The following is a 19,845-nucleotide window of genomic DNA, read 5'->3' on the forward strand; positions in this document are numbered from 1 at the left end:
GGACATGATCGTGTTTTCCCCCGAGATGGTGAATGATCTTTACAGACTTCCGTCTACGTTCGGTGATCATTTCCACACCTAGAGTGATACCCCCGAACTTGCCTATCGAGGTAGTGGTTATGACGCCTCCATCTGGCCCCACCCTGACGGCTTGGGTTCTAAAGGTGGTCGCAACACCTGACCCTGTGGGGTAAGCATTCACGTCCTGCGCGTTTCGGATTCTGTTGATCGCGCTATGTGATCGTTCAGTGGCGCGCGAGGGTAAGGCCGGTCCCGGGACGTCAGGCGGCGATCGAGCCGGGTGGCATCCAGAGGTTGCCCAGAAGGGCGTCGCGCAGGACGGTCATGACGTCAAGACCGTGTTTGAGCGCGGTGGACAGATAGCCGCGTATGGCGTACCGATGCTCGGTGGCCTTCTCCGAGCGGAGTCTGCCGGAGATCTTCTGCTGAGTTTTCGCTGGTCGCAAGTCCTGCTCGGCCTGGTTGTTCGTGGGTGGGATGCGCAGGTCATGGGCGAAGCGCAGGACATCGCCGGCGCGGTCGCGCAGCACTTCCAGCAGCGCCCGGCCGACCGGCTGGGTGACGGTCTTGGACGGGCCGGGCAGGCGCTTGACCTGCGACAGGCCGACAGCGACTCCGCCGCGGAACATCTTGGCGAACATCGCCAGGGTGCCCGGCGCGATCGCATCCTCACCCTGGGCGCGGGCCGGGTTGGCGGCGTGGATCAGGCCGCGCAGCGCCATCCGGAGTTGCCGGGGCCAGCGCGCCTTCGGGTAGGTCTCGGCGCAGTCCTCAAGATCGCGTAGCAGGTGCGCCGCACACAGTTGATGATCACGTTCCCCGAGTTCGGCGGCGTCGTAGTTCTGGTAGCGGTCGTGCACCACCACACCGGACAGGTCGGCCAGCACAAACCGCTTGAAGGTGTCCAGGTCACGCCCGCCCAGCATGTACCAGGTCAGCAGCCGGTCACAGGCCACCAGCAGTTACTTCTTGGCCTTCTTCGGCCCCACCCGGATCGGCGTCTCATCGCAGCACACCACGTAGGCGAGGGTGAGCAGCATCCGGATCCGCGCATTGGCGCAGGCGACCGCGGCGGCGGCCCGCCGGATCAAACCGTGAACGAACCCCCGGCGAGGGCTCCGCTCCGGTCAGCGAGGCCACCAACTCGGCGACCCGGTACACCGGGATCGCGTGAACGACCAGCAGATACACACACCACGCCTGCAGATTCACCCCGAGGCTGACCGGCGCTGCGGGCACGCCCGCCGGACGCAGCGCGGTATGCACCCGGCCGCACCGGCAGGCCACCGCGTGCAGGTGGTGCTGCAGGCGGCGGGCCACCACCAGCGGGACCTCGATCTGCTGATGCCGGGCCGTCACCCCCAGATCGGCCGCCTGGCCCAGATCGGCCCCGCACCCGCACGCACTGTGCGGATAATGCTCGACGATGTCTCCATCGGCAACCTCATCCGACCAGGCCAGCGCCTTGCCTTCGGCACCGGGCTGCTTGCCCGGCCTGCGCCCGGCGCTGCTGCCAGGCATGCGGTCCTTCGGCCGGCGGCGGCCGAGAAGGTCATCGACCGAGGGCGGCATCCCGGAGTTGCCGCTGTTACGCGAGATTATCCGCTCCAGCTTGGCCACCCGCTCACGCAGCGCGGCGTTCTCGGCCCGAAGCTCGGCCACCTCCGCCTTCAGCGCGGCGTTCTCAGCCATGAGCGCGCGCGTCAGAGCGATCAGCTCCTCGCGCGACAGCTCCTCCAAGCCGGACACCTGAAGATCACATCACCTGTGGCGCAATTCATCAACGTGACGGACAGTTACACAACCACTTGAACTGCTACGCCCCGTGCACGACGTGAATGCTTACCCCGTGGGGTGTTGCTTTGACCAAGGCGCGTCGGACCTATAAGAAGCGTGGACCCGCTCCGCTGGCGGACAAACGTGATCAATACCTTCGCCTCATGGCGCAGGGAATGAGCAACTCGGCCGCGTGCCGAGAGCTGGGCATCAACCGTAGGACCGGCACCCGCTGGAGGTACGGCAGGAAGGAAGTCGACCAGACCGGGCGCGAGCGTACCCTACCCACCGATCACCGAGCAGCCCGACACCGACGCCATCTCCTCGCGCTTCCTGTCGGAAAAGGAGCGGCTCGTCATCGCTGACCTGCTCCGGGCCGGGAACTCGCTGCGCGCCATCGCCCGAGAGCTCGACCGCGATCCGGCCACGATCAGCAGGGAGGTGCGCCGTAACCGCGACCCGCGCACCGGCGCCTACCACCCCTTCCATGCCCAGCGCCGGGCCGTCGTCCGGCGTGCCCGCTCCTAGGACGGAAAGATCCAGCGCGACCCCGAGCTGAAGCAGTTCATCCAGCACCACCTCGACCAGCGTTGGAGCCCTGAACAGATCAGCCAGGCCCTGCGCACCGCCTTCCCCGATGAGCCGGAACGGCACCTGGCGCACGACACCATCTACCAGGCGATTTACCTTCCGCACCGCGGTGGGCTTGGGTCGCCGCGCCAAGTGGATGCTGGATACAGCAGTGGAGAGTATCCGCAAGAACGATCAACGACCACCCCTTGAGTCGTGCAGTGCCCAAATGAGCACCAGATCAGACCGTGTGTACGAGTTTTGAAGCGGGACAGGGACGAGGCGAAACGATTACCCCAATCTCATCGCTCTGGCGAACGACCTGGTCAGGTAACACGCGGTGGATTCTGAAGCGGTACTGGCGTAACGCTCAGAAGCCGGGTGAACAGATCGGTGTCCTCGAAATGTGTCGGCTCGCTAGGTCTCCCCGTGGACCCCGCAGGATCCGTATAGCGGTCCAGAACATCACACGATTCACGCTTCGACGCGTTCGAAAAGGAGATCTGCGACGCGGCGGAGTTCTCGCTCGATGGATTCGGCGAGCGTCGCGTTGTCTATCCAGAGGCCGAATTCGACATTATCCCGCTCGGCGCTCCAGGAGAAGTTTGCGCTGGTCGTTATGAGGAATCGGTGATCGACGACGAGGAGCTTCGCGTGGTTGCGCACATAGCGGCCGTCGAATTCTCGGGTGCGCATGACTACGCCGCCACGCAGGTGGGCGGCTATCTCCTCAGCCGACGGCGACTGGGCAGCCCGGGTGTCGATGTAGACACGCAGCTCGATCTCGGGGCGGCGCGCAGCCGCGGCCAGGGCATCCCACAGGGCTGAGCTGCGTTGGAAGTTGAAGGTCGAGCAGGTGACGGATTGGCGGGCGCCGTCCACCAGGCGGGAGATGGAGCTGGTTAGCCGTCCAGCCTGAGCGAGGGCGCCGGGCATGGTCCACAGCGGGTCGAGCGCCGTCGAGTGCGACCGCGAGCCCTCGACGGCCCGCAGGATCGGCACGACGCCACCGGCAAGCTGCTCCAGAAGAGGGCGGATAGACAAGCGCAGTCCGGGCGGAACCGCGCGCAGGGCCATGGTGAGTGTCTCACCGTGGACCAGCCGGTCGGCAAGCTCGCGCGCCTGGCTCCCCGACAGCAGGCGGCCCAGCTCTGCCGCCGCGTCCCCATCAGCTGACGTGGTCGAAGAAACCAAGGCCCTCACCACAGGGCAGGTCGAGGAGAAAACGTCTGTCGAGGAACCGGTTGGCTCGCTCACACGAAGTTTCCGACGCCATCGCGCAGCAATGGCAGGCCGCACCGTGCAGGAAATCTTCGTTGTCGCGAGGTGTGCGGTTGGCGCAGATCGGGTCCGAGGAGCAGCGCTCGGCCCGGTAGAGCGCGCCGTTGACGAGCTCGGCGAGCCGCTCGGGCTGGCTGAGCTGGACGAGGCCGCCAAGCGTGCCGTCGCTGTCGGAGGCCGTCGTGCAGATGAGCAGACCGGCCGATGGCGGCCGGCCTTCGGCTGCTGGCCAGGCGTAGAGCCGCTCGCTCAGGCTGGCCGCGCCGTACCCGCACGTCATCGCCGCCTCGCGGATGATGACATGCGCGAGGGTGTGCACCAACCAGTAGCGCGGCGGTTTGAGGCGCGAATCCGGTTCGACGCTCTTCGCGGTCTCCGAGAACCGCCGCCAGAAGTTACGCCGGTTCGCGTCGCGGTGCGCCGCCCAGAGGCGCGACTTCAGGACGTGGCCCTCCCAGTCAGCAACGGCCGCCTCGTCGAGCTGGAGGAAGATGCCCTCGCCGCGATCTTCGGTAGCCACGGTCCATTTGGGGCGCTTGCGGGTGAGGGGAACGAGCCGCGACGGAAGGTCGCCCGCGCGGTCCATGTCGTCCACGCGAGTGAAGCCCACGAGTGCGTTGACCTTCCTAAGCTTTTCGACGGCGAGAACTCGGGTGATCTTCTTGGGCAAGTGGGCGTCCCGGTCGCGCCAGGAGAGCACCAGGCCGCTTGCCTCGTCGCGATGCCCGGGGCCAAGCGGATCTTTTTGGAGATAAATCCACTCCGGAACGAGCAGGTCAACCGGATCCCAGTCGCGCAGCCGTTCGGCCTGCCTCTCAACCGTAACAACGGGCTGCGCGGCGGCCACGAGCAGGGCGTCCAATTCGTCATCGGAGTCGCCGGACAGGTCGATACCCTGGCTCCCCAGCAGGCGGCGAAGCGCCGATTTGGGCCATGTGGCGGCGTCAGCGAGATCTTCTCCGAGTGCGGTCCTGACGTCGTCGGCTCGGCTCGTAGCCTGCTCGTCCTTCGTCTCCGGCATCACGATGATCGACTGAGTAGCAGGGAACCAGAGGTTGGAGGCGCCCACCAGCATCAACCGCGTCTCCAGGCCGCACTCGTTGTCCTCGAACGCATCCAGATGGGGGTGGCGCCCCCGGCAGCCGGGAAGTTTACGCCGATCGTTCTGGGCCTCGTTCATGGGACGGCGAGCCTGGCAGGCGGCGCATTGGATCGTGGCAGAGGCGCCCTTGCCGGCCGTCCGGTCGGTCATCTTAAGTACCGGCCGTTCGGCTTCCGGGCATGCCTGCCAGTGATGCACCCAATGGTCGTAGGGGAACTCGTCGAGGTGCCCCTGCTCGCAGACGAGCAGGTAACGAGCGGGTACGGCCGGCCGCCTACTCTTCTTGCCGCTGGTCTGCTTCTGCCGTTTCTCGCCTCTGCGCCCTGGGCAGCCGACATGCTCGAAGATCGCCAAGTCGGGTCGGAACGGGTGGGTGTTGGTGTATTCGAACTGGGCGAGCCCACCGAGCATGTCGCAACCGGTACAGCGCATCCACTGCGGGAAGATCCGCGATGGAACCCCGAGGTCGTCTCCCTCGGCCGAGCGGTTCGATCGCTTGGGTTGCCAAGGATGGGGACGGAGCTGCACGTCTGTCGTGCCGAGCATCATCCGGACGACTTCGCGCAGCCGGGGCGCCTTGATCTCGGGTACGCCATCGCGGCGCGCCCAGATGCGCTCCCAGTCGTCCAGGCCGGCGGGCATCACGGTGAAGTTCGGCAGGTCCATGATCGAGCCTGGGCCGTAGGTGTAGAGCAGCGAGGACGGGCGCGCCGATCCCACCTTTGCCCTGTTCTTCTTGATGCCCTCATCGTTGAGTCGCTCCACCTCGCCGAGCGGATCGAGCGCCTGGGCGGGGTCATGGATGAATCGATCGTCGTGCATCAGATCATCTCCGGGAGCTGCCACTGCGGTGTCCCAGGCGGCTCATGGTGTCTCAGATTCTCTTCGATCGGGCTGACCAGCAGGTTGATCTCAGGCTGGACCTCGCGCATGGAGTTGGCCACGACGAAGGGTGCCGCATCTCGGCTGTTTGCAAGCGCCTTGGCATTCTCCGCGCCAATCATGAGAGGCGCGTACTGCCCGTGGTCGGAGACCTTCTCGTAGACCAGCACCTTGCGGTCGGACACCACCGATGAGCGGCGGGCGCGCCACTGGTCCAGCCGGTACCCCAACCGACGCCGGACCGTCTCCACCGCAGTGGCGTCCGCGGTGGCCTGCGCCGCCCAGGCGCATCGTTCGGCAAGGGCATCGACGAGTTCCTCGGCGAAATGATCGAACTGCTTGATCCGGTCAGCGCCCTCTTCTGGCGAGAGCCCGTCGCGCACCGGCGCGTGAAGTACCCGAGCGGCGCTGACCAGCACGCCGTCGAGACCGCGTTCAATCGAGGTGATCGAGAAGGGTGTCACTGACAGGGCCTCGACCTGCGCGTAGAACGTCTCGTGATAGTGGCGGAACTGCTCGAAATGCGCCAGATCCCTGGGCCGAGCCCAGTTGCTCAATGCGAGGACGAGCCCCGGTTTGCCCTCGCTCCGGCCTACCCGGGAAGAAGCTTGGATGTATTCTGCAGTGTTCTTCGGCTGGCCGACCACGAGCATCAACCCCAGCCGTCCAACGTCCACGCCGACCTGCAGCATTGACGTCGCGTTGACAGCGTCGAACGGCAGGAGCGCACGCTGCGGCAGATTCTCGCCAGCCTCGCGACGCTTGGCACGGTCGGCCCGCCCCTGGGACGAGTCGTAAGCCGGGTCGAACTCGACGCCCATCTGATCCAGCGTGCCGGTGATGTCGGAACTGGAGACCCGGGCGGTGAGCTCGGCGATATGCAACCTGCCGAAGTCGGTGCCGGTTCGGCGCGGCAGCGCCGACCAAGGCCGCCCCTTGGACAGGGCGGTCTGCACGTCGTCGCCGAGGTACCGCGTCATACCCGCCAGCTCGCGCGTGGCGCTGAAGTAGCTGACCAGTGTCATGTATGGGTCTGCGGTCCTACCTGACCGATCCAACAGCAGCTGACCTGCGGCCATGAGGACTTCAGCGGCTCGAATCTCAGCGGTGGTGAGCCGTACGCCTGTCGTGCTCAGCCCCACGTACAGACGCCCCGGCTTGTCCCTGGTGACGTCGGCTTCCTTGGAGAAGAACGTTGATCCTGCATCCAGTACTCGAGGCGGGAAGATGGACATGTCGCGCCCGTACAGGGCGCGGACCTGGTCGGCGGCGTTGCGCGCGGTAGCGGTGGAAGCGACGATCAGTGGCCGGACGCGGCGACCGTCCACCGTCCGCCAGCTCGCCATGACGTCGACGGCGGTCTCGAAGAGCCCGACTGTTGTGCCGAGTGAGCCGGTGATGAGGTGCAGCTCGTCCTGGATGATCAGATCTGGTGGCCGGAGACGCGGCACATGCCGCTTGCCCGCCGCAGGCAGACCCTGCTTAGCCGGGTGCTTGCTGCCATCCTGGATGGTGCAGCCGGGGTAGTCAGGGTGGACATAGCCGTGCCGATCACACCGCTGCGAGACGTAGCCGAATAGCGATGCCGCCTCCCCCTCGCGGGCGAGCCGGGCAAACTTGTCGACCGTGGCGATGAGGAACGCCGGCGCCAGCCGGTAGATCTCCTCGTCGGTGGTGAGGACCGGTAGTCCCTCCTCCACCTCGCCGCCCTCTGCGAACGGACATTCGGCGAACTCGTCACCGCAGTAAACGAAGACTCGGCGCCTGTCGTCGTTGGGCGCCTTGACGTTGCCGACTCCTATCTTGGTGCCGCACCAGGGACAGCGCTGTGTCTGCAGCACAGTGAGCCGCCTGCGGCCCTTGGTGGCCTTCTCGATCTCGTTGCGCGCCTCCGAGATCCGCTTGGGGGTCACGTCCGTCCCCACCCACAGGCCGATGCGGAACGGCTCCTGCCCCCACGTGGCTGTGTCGGCCCGGCGGGCGAGCTCAGCCGCGCACACCAGCGCCGCGGCCCGCTGGAACTGCTGCGAGGTCAGCAGCCGCAGCGTGTACCGCATCAGCACGGTGACTCCGGCGCCGCCATCCAGCGTCGCGATCGGACCCTGGCGTCTGCGGATCGCGAACGCGTACGCAGCCAGGCCCAGGTACGCCTCCGTCTTGCCGCCACCGGTGGGAAAGAACAGCAGCTCCGCCTTGGCCGCAGAACTGTCACCGCCGCGCCTCGTGTGGGCAGGATCGGTAAGCGAGGGCAGCTGCATGAGGATGAACGCGATCTGGAACATGCGCCACGAGTGCGGGAACTTCCCCTTCAGGACCTGTTCGTGCGCCTCGTCGACGGTGAGGTTCTCATTCGCCCCGCGTCTGGCCGCAACCTGGGTGCGGACGCGCTGATCGGCCATCACGTCGTTCATGAACGCGAAGCAACGCTGTACCTCCGGGTCGCCTACGAGGAGCTCCAACCCCTCGGTGAGCTGTCGGTGGACGAAACGGGCCTCATCCACCGCCTCCTGTCCCACCAGGAGCAAATGCGCGGGGAGAGCCTGAACTCGGCCCTCCTGCTCACCGAGCCAGGCCGCGTATCCGTCCACGATCGGGCTGAGCCCCTCCCGCAGTTCCTCCGGGCTCGCCTGTGCGAGCTTGCGCATGTCGAGCAGCGCGCCCTCGATCAGCTCCGCATCGACCGGTGGCGTCTCGCTCATCGGCAGCCACGTCGTCCACACACGGCTTGCCCGCCGCCCGCCTTTGGACGCTTCCCAGTCAGCCGAGCAGGTACGGCCGTGCGCGAATTCCAGCCGGTCGCGGTACTGCAACTGCAGGCGGCGCAGCTCGTCGTCGCGCTCCAACCACGCATCCGCCTCTAGCACGTCGGTAACTGGCAGGAAGACCTCGGCTCCATCCGCATGCGCCTCGATCTTCGTCTGGTAGAGCCAGGCGTTGACGGGGATCCGTGCTTCCGCTTCGCTGTCGTTGCAGAGCGCGATCTCGATGATCACCCGGTCGCGTGCGGTGTCGTCGAACCGGTCGACCCGGAGCACCACTTTGTCCTTGAGCGAATACGTCTCCGTCTGGCCATGCCGCAGATCGGCCACCTTAATCTTTTGCGCGACCTCGACAGGAGTGCGCTGGTAGCGGCGATGCGACCGCGCGTCCTTGGCCTCCTCTTTCAGCGTTTCGTAGACACCCCACGAAGCGACGACCGTGAACGTCTCGAGCTCGGCCGGGATCTGGCAGCGCAACCCCATCGACGCGGGGATCACCAGCCCGCGGCGCTGCGGGTCGTCCTCGACGCCGGTGTCCTCATCCGCAGTGGCCGTGGTGTCGTCAACCGCGGTGAGCGGCACACCTCGGTCTGCGTGGGCATCCTCCGCGTCACCCACGTCGGTGAGCTGCTCGCCGGTTTCCGCGTCCACCGGATCCCGCTCCTGCGGGGAGTTGGCTTTGCGCGTGAGCCGGACCGGCGCGATCCGTCCTACCAGGTAAGCGACATCGGGTGGAGCATCGAGGATCTCGTGCGGGCCGTTCGTCGGGCCCAGGAGCTCCCGCTCCAGGATGTCGGCGAGGTTGGCCCTGTCAGTCCAGGAGGTACCGTCGGGTTCGTGCTTAAGCTGGTACGGCTTGCGCTCCGGCCTGGTGGAGCCATCGGAGCTATCGGTGGCCTGACCACCTGGCGTTCTCGGGGTGGTCACGCGTCGCCTCCCTCGTCCTTGTCGTGCTCGTCGGCGGGGGGCAGAGCAGCGCCCTGCTCGGCGACGCGACGCAGGTTCTCCTTCAGCAGCCTATCGAGGATCTCCACGCGGGCCTCCGGGGACACAGTCCACCTGGTCATCTGTCGGTAGGTATGGAAGCCGTGATCGAGTGGCAGGTCACTCCATCCGTAGGCGTCCATGACGGCCTTGTCTAGCTCAACGTGGGTCTCCCGCATCCGAGCTGCTGCCAGGTCGCTGGCATCGGAGATCTCCGGATCGTTGACCAGGTTGTAGAGCTTTGTAAGCCCAAGCTGCTGCTGCAGCATGATCTCCCGCCGCTCTCTGTCAAGCGCTTTGCCCGCCTCCTCCAACCGCGTCGTGGGCTCCGGCCGAGGGAAAGTCAAAAAGACATCGGTTGGCGAATAGTTAACGTCGGTACGCATCGTCGACCCGTACTTGATTGCCCACAGCTGATGCATGTTCGATGACAGCACTGCCTGATCCGTGAACAAGTCTGTTGCAAAGACACCCAGCTTTCCACTGAAGACCTGGCGCGTATGCACGCGTATCGGCATCACAGTCTTACTGACCAGGGCAATCACGAGGACCGCATCGAGGTTTACTATGGCCGCACGCATGGCGGGCCGAGGTCTCTCGTAGAGCCACCAAGGGAGTTTCTGGACAGCGTTGGCTTTCCTTGCTCGCTCGGGTTTTACCTGTTCCATCACACGCTCGAACGGCAGACTGTAGCGGCGCGCGCAGATTTCGCAGCGATCGTTGAAGTCGATGACCCACCGTGACGGCGAAGTATCCGGGCGCGAGTTTAGGTCCTCACCGTTGAGATAAGGGAACACGACGTCGGAATTGCGTGGGTCGGCTTCGATCCAGTCGGCGGCTTCCTCAGGTTCAAGAACAAAGCCTTTGCCGTTGATATCGCACCCCTTGAACGCGAGGTTCTTGTTCGCTAGAAGTCTCCTCGGCAACTCGTCGAGTGCTCCGGCGGGTTCCAGAAGCGTGGAGATCCGCCGGACTTCGACGTCGTCGGCAATCCGTGGAAGTGAGTCTGGGATGGGACCTCTGGTGCCCCAAACCGCTGCATACTCAAGGCTGGCGGTGGACACCGGCCAGGATTTGCTCTGGATAGACCGAGTGATGGTGAATCCGCTGGACACTATTCGGTCGAGGCCGACCTCACGGGTATCGCCCTGGGCAAGGGTATTGGTGGCGATAAGGCCGAGTTTGCCCTTAGAGGTCAGAAGAGTTATGGCGCGCAGGAAGAAATAGGCGACCAGATCAGCACTGCCTCTGGCGCCGTCGGCGAGCACGTGAACGAACCAGTCGCGAATGTTCGTTCCCATGGCCCCAGTGAGTTTGGAGCCGCCCAGGAAGGGCGGATTGCCGATGATGGCGTCGAAGCCGCCGCGGGCCATGACGTCAGGAACTGCAATGATCCAGTGAAGCGGCTTCCAGCGGGGGTAGTCGGTGGAGACGGTCGGGGTGAGCCCAGCCGTGAGAATCGACTCCAGTATGGCCCGGTCCGGCGCTTCGCCCGGCGCCGGGTGGGCGAACTCGAGGGCAACCCGCAGGTTCTTGTACGCCTCGTGGAGCTGCTTGCCTGGCTTGCCGCCGAACCGGAGCCCGGCGGCGATGACGCCGTCGGCGATGTCGGTGAGCTGGGCGACGAGCCGCTGGTAGTCGCCCAGCTGCCGGCGTTTGGTGGCGGCCGAGCGCTGCGGATCGCGGTCGTCTACCTCGGTGGCAAGCTGCTGTCGCAGCCGTGCTGCCTTGGCCAAGACCTCGTCGACGTCGATCTCGAACAGGGTGGCTGGAGGCTCCGCGAGGGGGTCGATGTTGCGCGCCTCCAGCTGCCGCGGGTCGGTGACTCCCAGCAGCGAGTTACCGAGCAAAATCTTGTCGTCGACGAAGGAGAACGGCAGTTTGGGGTCCAGGGAGACCAGCCATAGCGACAGCTTGCACATCTCCACGGCCATCGCATTGATGTCTGCACCGTACAGGCAGGTCGCGACGACTGTGCGGAGGGCGTGGACGTGCAATTCATGCGACGTACCGGTGGCGACGTCAGCGTTCCTCCAGGCTTCCATGAGCCGTTCAGCGAGATAGCGGGCGGCGGCGACGAGGAAGGCCCCTGAGCCGCAGGCGATGTCGGCGACCTTGAGGTCGAGGATCCGCTCGGGCGAGACGAGCCGCCATATGCTGGAGTCAGGCTCGGTGTGTGGTCCCGGCTCATAGACGAGCGGTTCCAGCGCGTGCCGTACGACCTCCTCGGCCAGCGAACGCGGCGTGTAGTGAGCGCCCGCGCTCGCCCGCGACGGCGTTTCGATGACGTGCACACCGCCTGGCTGAACCACGTACGGCCGACCGCGCAGGTCGCGGCGGATCAGCCCGAGGAACGGGCGGAGGCGTTCGCGCAGTGCCTCGTCGTTGGTGACGGCGCGCAGGGCGCGCTCGGCATCCTCGGGAACGGCGTCGCGGGCCTTGACCAGGGTGGCCTCGCTCGGCGGCTTGGCTGCGGGCTGGTCCTCCTTAGCCCAGGCGACAAGGGCCTTGGCGAAGGATTTCGTGTCGGGCCGGGCGGCAGCGAGCCGTTCCAGGACCGCCAAGGGGACCTCGGGTTCCTCCCCGGTGTGCAGGATGTGGCCCGTGGCTGGGTCGGTTCTGCTGGAGCCGATGAGGCCGACGGTGGCCTCGTCCACGGCGGCGGCCGAGTAGCCCAGCAGGCCCTCGTAGATGTAGCCGATCTGCTCCACGTCGATGTCACGGAAGGAGATCCGGCGCGCCCCTTCGCCCCTGATCTGAGCGACCTGGACAGCGCGCATGACCTCGACCATGACCCGGTCGCTGACGGTGATGGTCAGCGTGTGCTGCTCGGTGCGTGCCGATAGGAAGGGAAAGCGGGCCGGGTCAAATAGCGAGCCGCCATAGGCGGGCAGGCGCAGATCCTCGAAGGTCGCGCCCCGGAAGAGGGTCTGGGAGGTGGCCAGCAGCCGGTGCCAGGTGAGTGAGGTTGCGTCCAGCGCCTCAGCGCCTTCGTCCCGCAGCCGAGCGTCCAGTTCGTCGAGCCGGTCGGCGATGCCGTACCCCTCCGTGAAGACACGACCGTCCGGCAGCAACCCCCGCTCCTCGGCGAAGAGCAGGAAGACGACGCGCATCATGATGGTGACGGCCGCTTCGTAGACCTTGGCCGGGTCGTCGGGCAACGGGTTGAGGCGACCTCGCCTGCGGGCCTCGATCGCGGACTCGGAGAAGGCCTGCACGAGAAGCTCGACGGCGCGGCGCACCTGAGTGCCGAGCGCCTCGGTGATCGCCTCGGTGGCCGTTACCGACTCAGTGAACAAGGCAGGCAGCCGGTCGGCCACCTTGCCGCCGGCCAGGCGGATCGGCGAGAGCAGCTCGAAGAACGCGTCCCGGACTTGCGGCTCCTCGATCCACGTCTGCGCGTCGATCATGCCGGAAGCGGCCAAGCCTGCCTTGGGCGCGGAGACGAGTGCCCACCAGCGACCGTCGGTGACGATCCCGATACCCACGCCTGCCTTGCGGAGCAGCTCTTCCATCCGGTCGATCGGGCTGGTTGCCCAGCCGTCGTCCAGCGATTCGCGTAGCGTCTGAACCGGGTCTGTCACCAGCACGAGCGCGAAGCTCTCGCCGCCGCGGACGAACGCGCCGGTGGGCCGGAGGGTGACGCGGTGGTCGGGCGAGCGGACCTCGACGCCGTGCGCGCCTGGCCGGTAGTTGTCCTTCCAGCGCAGGACGTCGCGTAGAACGGTCTCCACCCAGGAGTCGCGCGCGTCGTGGTAGAGCGCGAGCGCAGCCTCATCCTCCGGTCTGCTGTCCTGCTTCTCCCACGCCTGCTCGAAGCCGGGCCTGGCGTCCCGCAGCGTATCGAGTACGGTCCGGGAGGCGGGGGGCATACCCTGTGGCCAAACGCGGCGCAGCGGCGGAATGGCGAGGAACGGCCCTTCAGCGTCGACCAGAGTGAGCCAGGACCGGTGCAGCCAGTTCGAGTTGGACGGGTTCATGAGAGCTCCCCGTCTGCGTCGGCCGGAGTGAGGACGAAGACGACTGCGGCGGCGGCGACGTGCGGACGGATGTCGGCGTACCGCTCCTCGATCGCGGCGATCTCCCGCGCCTCCTCCTCGCCCAGGCTATCGAGCCGATCCTCCATCGTGCGCAGGTCGCGGCGGCGTTGAGCCTGCTGGTCGTCGACGTAGAGCATGCTCTCCTCCTGCTCGCGAATCTCATCGGCGAGCGTGTCCCTGGACTCGTGCAGGTTGCGGCGAAACGCTGCGAAGATCTCCTTGGCGCGGGCGACGTCGGCCTCGCGGCGGGTCGACAGCGACGCGGTGACCTCTGCTTGCCTTCGCTCCGCCCTGCGCTCCATCGAGTGCAGCAGCTTGGCGCGCAAGGCGGAGCCGGGCACGTTCCACTGCTCGGTCAGCCAGCGCCGCGCGGGATCAGGGGCGAGGGCGAGCCCCCCGCGGTCGAGCGCCTCGTCCAGCAGATGCTCCACTTTCTCCTCTGCCATCGCCTGGCCGCGCAAGCGCGCCCCGGTCAAGAAGACCTCCTCGTGCAGCCGCAGCCCGCCTCTGCCCACCAGAACGAGCCGGGAGACCGCCAGCACGCACGACTGCGGCAGGTCGTCAATGACTATCGCGGTCACCCGCCGCACCGGGGCATCGGCGCTGAACAGAGACGATCGCAGAGTACGGGCGGCGCGCTGCATCAGCGCATGACCGAGATGGATGTGCACGAGGTCGCTGCGCCCCCTGGCCGCCTCCTCATCGAACATGATCGGCCGCAGAACGCCGGGATCGAGGCGAGTATCCAGGCCACGCACGGCCTGCTGCCAGCCGGGAGCCAGCGCGTCGGGCACCTCGAAGATCTCAGCATCGGGCCGCTCGTCCAGCAGATTCGCGTCGGCTCTGGGGTCGGCGATCCGCTTGAGTGGCGGCTGATGGCTGAGGTCGAGCGCGGTGTCCACCACCCGTCGCATGTTGGCGGGCGTGAGGTGCATCTCCTTCTTGCGCTCGCTGTACGTCCGCGACAGTTCGGTGAGTCGGCGGTTGAGCTCGACGCCACCAGCCAGCACCTCCCTGATGATGGCGCTGCCCTCGTCGAGGGCCTTGCGGCGCGGCCTGCGGCCGGTCGGGCTGAAGCGTTCTTGGATGTCGGCGTCGATGACGTTGTTCATCGAGCCGAGGTCTTCGGCGGCGCGGCCCACCTTCACGGCGATCCGCCGCATGAAGTCGAGATCGGCCGCGTAGGTGCTGGAGTCTGCACTCGGGGCGAGCTGGTAGATCAGCGGGGCCCTGGTCTGGCCGTAGCGGTCGATCCGGCCAATCCGCTGCTCGAGCCGCGAGGGGTTGAATGGGATGTCGAAGTTGACCAGCCGGTGACAGTAGGTCTGCAGGTCGATACCTTCGCCCGCCGAGTCGGTGGCAAGCAAGACCCGCACCTTCTCGGCCGCCGGCTCCGCATTGAAGCGGGCGCGGATCGTCTCCCGGTTCTCCTTCGGAGTCGAGCCGCGGATCACCGACAGGCGTCCGTCCGCATAGCCGCGCTGCTCCAGCACTCCCTGGATCCAGGCGAGCGTCTGCGCGTACTCGGTGAAGACGACCACCCGCTCGTTGGACCAGTGCGTGCCATCGGGTCGGCAAGTTGCGTCCAGGAAGTCGATGAGCGCCTGGAGTCGGGAGTCGGGGCGGTGCTCGTATCCCAGACCCCAGGTGATCAAATCGTCAATCTCGCCTGGATTGGCGACCAACGGGTGGTCCTTCTTGGACCGACGCAGCGCGGTGAATTCCGGGTGGTCGGCTTCACCCTCTTCCTCATCGGACTGGCCGCTGCCCAGGGTTTCCTGGATGTAGGCGTCCTCGTCCTCAACCTCCTGGGCGCCCGCTGTCGTCGCCTGGGTGTACTGCTCCAGGGTGCGCGCGAAGGCATACGGGCTGGACAGGAAGCGCTTCTTCAGGAGCATACCCACGATGTCGCCCGACCCCGACTGCCTGGTGACCTTGGCGGTTTCGCGGATGATTCGCTCAAGAATCTCGAACTGCCGCTGCTCCTCTGGCCCCGCCGTGAAGAGGAGCTTCCTGAACTCGCGCGGCACGAAGTCCTTGTCCGTCAGCTGCGTCTTGAGCCGGCGCACCGTCACCTGGCGCAGCGCCTGTGTGTCGATGATCGCGCCTCGGCTGAATCGGCGGTTGTCGATCATCTCCAGCAACGCGGCGAATGATTCGGTGTAGCCGTTGTGCGGTGTCGCCGACAAGAAGAGCCGGTGCTCGCACCTCTCGGCAAGCGCTCGGACCGCGCGGGTGCGCTGGCTATCGACCGCGTACCCACGCCCGCCGCTGGTGACGGTGGGACTGGGCGGCGCGACGTGGTGGGCCTCGTCGACCACGAGCACGTCGAAGGCGAATCGGCGGGCGCTGCCTGGTTGGCCGGTCTCGCCGTACACATCGCGCAGCAGCCGCTGCGCGCGCAACGACGGCAGCCATGCCATCGACACGATCACCCGCGGGTAGAGACGGAACGGGTTGGCGGCCAGGCCGTGGGTGCGCCGGACCTTGGCCAGGAGCGCGCTGTCGACGACAGTGAACTCCAAGCCGAACTTCTCTCGCATCTCGTCCTGCCATTTGAGCATGAGGCTCGGCGGGCAGACGATCACGACCGACCGGGCCCGGTGGCGCAGGAGCAGTTCCTCGACGACGAGCCCAGCTTCGATCGTCTTGCCCAGGCCGACGTCATCGGCAAGCAGCAGGTTGGTACGCGACGATCGAAGCGCGCGGTCCAGCGGCTCCATCTGGTACGCCTCAACGTTCGCACCGCTGCGAAAGGGGGACTGGTAGGAGTTGGCGTCGGCAGAGGTGACGGCGCCCCAGCGGACCGCGTCAACGAAGGCGGCCAGCGTGTCGGGATCGTCGAAGTCGTCCGGGTTGACCGTCTCCGGCAGACCCTGGTCAGGCGCCACGGTGTGGCCGACCTCAAGCTCCCAGACCACGGCGAGCTCTTGTCCGAGCCGGTCCTCTTCCAGCGACTGCAGCTCGACGACATGCGTCAGCCCCGGCACACTTTCGTCCGCGGGACTGCGCGACAGGCCCTGAGTCCGCACGTAGGCAACCGCCCATACCGAGCCGCGCACGTTGACCACCTGGCCGGGCTCTGGCACGGTCGGCATGTCGGTCATCGACGTCATCCTTTGATCTCCCTGACTCCCCTGGCACAGCCATATAAGCGGATCTCTTGCGCCAACGACAGTGCGCGGGAGAGGCTTTTCCCGTGTCCAACATCGCCGACCGCGTTAGGGAGCTCATCAGCGCCTCCCAACTGAGCGAGGAAGCCTTCGCCGCGCAGGCGGACCTCGATAGTGCCGCTCTGGCGGCGGCTCTGTCCGGGCAACGGCCCTTTTCCTCCCTGGACCTCGCCAAGATCGCGGATGCCAGGGAGGAAAACCTTGACTACCTCATTACCGGAGTTCGGCCCAGACTCGACAGCTCGGCGCGTGCCGAGCGCGGGGACGCCAGAACCGCGCTGACCGCTGCGCTCCGCTACACCGCTCATCGCCAGAGCATCGCGGAGATCGGCTACGGCCTGCGGTGGCGACGGCTCGACGTGCCCGTCGACCTCAGCGGCTGGCGTCAATGGGGACGGGCGGCGGCACAGCGCGCCCGACAGGTCTTCGTAGCTGACCCTGATCTCGTCGCCGCCGTCGAGGAGAGCTTCGGCGTAGACATCGCCCTGGTCGACCTCGGCGGCGACTTCGACGGCATGGCGGCCTCCGCAGACGACACAAAGATCATCATTCTGGGGACGTCGTCCAACCCGTGCCGGCAGCGCTTCACACTCGCTCACGAGCTCGGACACCTTCTTGCTGGCGACGACCAGGAGATCAGCCTGGACAAGAACATCTTCCTCCAAGGGCGGCAGTGGCGCAGCGACAGCGAACAACGGGCAAATGCTTTCGCCGCTGTCTTCCTCATGCCGGAAGACCTCCTCCGCGCGCGAGTGGGCAGCATGGGGCTCACCGATCAGGGCTTCGCGGAGCTGGTCACCGAGCTCTGGGTGAGCCCGAAGGCTCTGGCCATTCGGCTCAAGGAGCTCCACCTGATCGACTCCGGCCGATGTGACCGGTTCAGCGAGCTGAGCGCGCTCCGAGCGGCCGAGCAAACCGGCAAGACCGAGACCTACGAGGCGATGGTCGCCGAGGCTCAACGGCCTAGACCACCGCGTTTGTTGGTCCGCGACACGATGGCCGTCTACGAGGCCGGCCGTTCCACCCTGCAACCCCTCGCCAGCCTCCTTGACGAGGACGTCGGCGAGCTTGAACGCCGCCTGGAGCCCGGATACTGAGCGACGGACACATGATGCCCCCCTTCTTCTTCCCCGACACGACCGTGCTGAGCAACTTCGCGTATTTGGGTGAGGTCGCGCTCCTCAAGCAGATGCTCGACGGACAGGGGCGATGGACCGAAGCCGTCGCCTTCGAGATCGGAAATGGGGTCAGGTGCGGTCAACCCCTTGACGCGCTCGCCGACCTTCTCGGCGCGGATCCGTGGCTCGGTTCGCCCATCCTGATCACGCGGGAGGCCGACATCGTCGGCGTCGAGGCGCTGCGCCGGCGTGCCTTTGCCGGGACGAGACTGCGAGGCCGCTACACGCAGCACCTCGGTGAGGCGCAGAGCTGCTATGTCATCCTCCACTGGCCGCAGTTCCAAGGCTCCGCGTGGATCTCCGACGACCGCAAGGCCGTCCGGTTCGGCCGTGCGGAGGGCATCACGACGTACGAGACCATCGACGTGGTGCGCTTGGCGATCCAAAGTGGCCTCATTGATACCGAAACCGCGCGGGACCACATGCGGAGGCTCTGCCAGCTTGGGCGGCCTATGAGAGAGCCAACCGTCGCCGATCTGCTCGCCGTGCCAGGGACTCCGCACTTTGTCTATCCGGGACCCCGCCCCGGCTCCGCCCCCGCGCCTGTTGCCGGAGCTGGTCGGTCACAGAGGCTGGCTGGCGGGAATGGCGCTGAAGAGTCGATCCCTGTCCCGCGAGGGCGCCAACAGATCGCAGAAGAGGCTGATCCCGAACAGATGCCACTCTTCTAATCCCAAGGACTCCATGGAACTGGGGCTCGCGTAGCTCAAGACCCTGGCCTGCCCGGTGCCAGAACTGGTGCAGAGAGTCTGACCTTGTCTTCTAGGCTCGGCTCTTGTGCTGTTTCGTGTGGGTGCCGAATATTCTGTCATAGGCTTTGATCTGGGGTTTTGCTGTGTTCGATGGCTCGGCTCTGGCAGGATCGCATGATGGCTCTGCGGCTGCTGTACTTGATCGGCTTACGGGTATTCGGCTGGATTGCGCTGCTCGCCCGATCGCAGGCGTCCAAGGACGCAGAGATCTTGGTGTTGCGGCATCAGCTGGCTGTTCTCCGCCGCCAGGTCGCCGCTCCCCGGCCGTCGTGGGCGGACCGGGCGATCCTTTCCGCGCTGGCGCGGCTCCTTCCCCGATGCCGTCGATGTCACCTGTTCGTCACACCGAGGACGCTCCTGCGTTGGCACGCCGACCTGGTGAAGCGACGCTGGACCTATCCCAGGCATGGGCCGGGACGGCCACCGATCCGCCCTACCATCCGAGCCCTGGTGCTGCGCTTGGCCGCCGAAAATGGGGACTGGGGGTACCGGCGCATTGCCGGGCAGATCGCCGGCCTGGGCCGGAAGGTGTCCCCGGCCACCGTGTGGGCGATCTTGATGAGGGCCGGCGTCGATCCCGCGCCCCGGCGCAGTGGTCCGACCTGGACTCAGTTCCTCAAGGCTCAGGCGTCCGGGATCTTGGCTTGCGACTTCTTCAGCGTGGAGACGGTGATGCTCGCGCGGCTGTACTGCTTCGCTGCGGTCGAGCACGCCACGCGGCAGGTCCACGTGTTGGGGGTCACGGCGCACCCAACCGCCGGCTGGGTCGCGCAGCAAGCCCGCAACCTGATGCTCGACCTGGGCGATCGGACCGGCGACTTCCGGTTCTTGATCAGAGACCGGGACAAGAAGTTCACCGGTCTGTTCGATGAGGTGTTCACGACCGCGGGTATCCGCGTGGTGCTCACTGCGCCCCAGGCTCCTCGGATGAACGCGATCATGGAGCGGTGGGTGGGCAGTGTATGCCGCGAGCTCCTCGACCGGATCCTCATCATGAACGAACGCCACCTGCGCAAAGTCCTCGCCGAGTACGAGACCTACTTCAATAGGCATCGTCCGCACCGGGCCTTGAAGCAGGCCAGCCCGCTGCGGGCGCTACCTGATCCGGTCGACGCCGACATCAAGGTCTCCCGACGAGACCGCCTCGGCGGTCTCCTACACGAATACGCCCAGGTCGCATGAGGCGACACAATATTCGGCACCCACACGGTCAGCCGCCTGGCCGCGATCCTCACCACGTCGGCGGGCTGCCAGCCGTTCCGCCACAACCCCGAGATCGCCCAGGTCACAACCTCCATCAGCACGCGATCGGCGTCGTCCCGGTCGG

At 66.3% G+C, this 19,845-nt stretch carries 12 protein-coding genes; 5 read left to right on the forward strand and 7 right to left on the reverse strand.

Annotated elements, in window-relative coordinates; all coding sequences use genetic code 11:
* Positions 1–281: 281 nt before the first annotated feature.
* On the reverse strand, positions 282–977 hold the full coding sequence (locus AB0L53_RS46365; protein WP_364009237.1) for a transposase: 696 nt from the start codon (positions 975–977) through the stop codon (positions 282–284).
* Positions 978–1,023: 46 nt separating this feature from the next.
* Positions 1,024–1,761, reverse strand: a complete 738-nt coding sequence (locus AB0L53_RS46370) for a DUF6444 domain-containing protein (RefSeq protein WP_364009240.1) — start codon at positions 1,759–1,761, stop codon at positions 1,024–1,026.
* Positions 1,762–1,973: 212 nt separating this feature from the next.
* Between AB0L53_RS46370 and AB0L53_RS46375 the strand changes: the two genes are divergently transcribed.
* Together AB0L53_RS46375 and AB0L53_RS46380 are read left to right on the forward strand one after the other, a co-directional pair.
* Positions 1,974–2,162, forward strand: a complete 189-nt coding sequence (locus tag AB0L53_RS46375) for a hypothetical protein (protein ID WP_364009502.1) — start codon at positions 1,974–1,976, stop codon at positions 2,160–2,162.
* A gap of 22 nt (positions 2,163–2,184) precedes the next feature.
* Positions 2,185–2,325, forward strand: coding sequence for a helix-turn-helix domain-containing protein (locus AB0L53_RS46380; RefSeq protein ID WP_364009505.1), 141 nt, complete (start codon positions 2,185–2,187; stop codon positions 2,323–2,325).
* A 516-nt stretch (positions 2,326–2,841) separates the two neighbouring features.
* On the opposite strand, the gene drmC is transcribed toward AB0L53_RS46380, so the two are convergent.
* The 5 genes from drmC to drmD are packed head-to-tail and all read right to left on the reverse strand — an operon-like array spanning position 2,842 to position 16,522.
* Entirely contained in the window at positions 2,842–3,561 is a 720-nt protein-coding gene (gene drmC, locus AB0L53_RS46385; RefSeq protein ID WP_364009243.1) for a DISARM system phospholipase D-like protein DrmC, read from the reverse strand.
* Positions 3,536–5,572, reverse strand: a complete 2,037-nt coding sequence (locus AB0L53_RS46390; protein ID WP_364009246.1) for a DUF1998 domain-containing protein — start codon at positions 5,570–5,572, stop codon at positions 3,536–3,538. Before AB0L53_RS46390 ends, drmC begins: the two co-directional genes overlap by 26 nt.
* Positions 5,572–9,318: a DISARM system helicase DrmA gene (gene drmA, locus AB0L53_RS46395; protein WP_364009249.1), complete on the reverse strand. Its 3,747-nt coding sequence runs from the start codon at positions 9,316–9,318 to the stop codon at positions 5,572–5,574. Before drmA ends, AB0L53_RS46390 begins: the two co-directional genes overlap by 1 nt.
* Positions 9,315–13,355, reverse strand: a complete 4,041-nt coding sequence (locus tag AB0L53_RS46400; protein WP_364009251.1) for a DNA methyltransferase — start codon at positions 13,353–13,355, stop codon at positions 9,315–9,317. The genes drmA and AB0L53_RS46400 overlap by 4 nt, the downstream gene beginning before the upstream one ends.
* Entirely contained in the window at positions 13,352–16,522 is a 3,171-nt protein-coding gene (gene drmD / locus AB0L53_RS46405; RefSeq protein ID WP_364009254.1) for a DISARM system SNF2-like helicase DrmD, read from the reverse strand. Before drmD ends, AB0L53_RS46400 begins: the two co-directional genes overlap by 4 nt.
* Before the next feature lie 92 nt (positions 16,523–16,614).
* Here drmD and AB0L53_RS46410 point away from each other — a divergent pair, with 92 nt between their 5' ends.
* The 3 genes from AB0L53_RS46410 (at position 16,615) to AB0L53_RS46420 (ending at position 19,700) form a co-directional block, all read left to right on the forward strand.
* A complete protein-coding gene (locus AB0L53_RS46410) occupies positions 16,615–17,685 on the forward strand; it encodes an ImmA/IrrE family metallo-endopeptidase (protein WP_364009257.1) in 1,071 nt (356 codons plus the stop codon).
* Positions 17,686–17,696: 11 nt separating this feature from the next.
* On the forward strand, positions 17,697–18,437 hold the full coding sequence (locus AB0L53_RS46415) for a hypothetical protein (protein WP_364009260.1): 741 nt from the start codon (positions 17,697–17,699) through the stop codon (positions 18,435–18,437).
* A 171-nt stretch (positions 18,438–18,608) separates the two neighbouring features.
* Positions 18,609–19,700: an integrase core domain-containing protein gene (locus AB0L53_RS46420; RefSeq protein WP_364009263.1), complete on the forward strand. Its 1,092-nt coding sequence runs from the start codon at positions 18,609–18,611 to the stop codon at positions 19,698–19,700.
* Positions 19,701–19,845 lie beyond the last annotated feature (145 nt).

Origin of the sequence: Nonomuraea sp. NPDC052129, from assembly GCF_040680095.1 — a bacterium.
Classification (GTDB): domain Bacteria; phylum Actinomycetota; class Actinomycetes; order Streptosporangiales; family Streptosporangiaceae; genus Nonomuraea.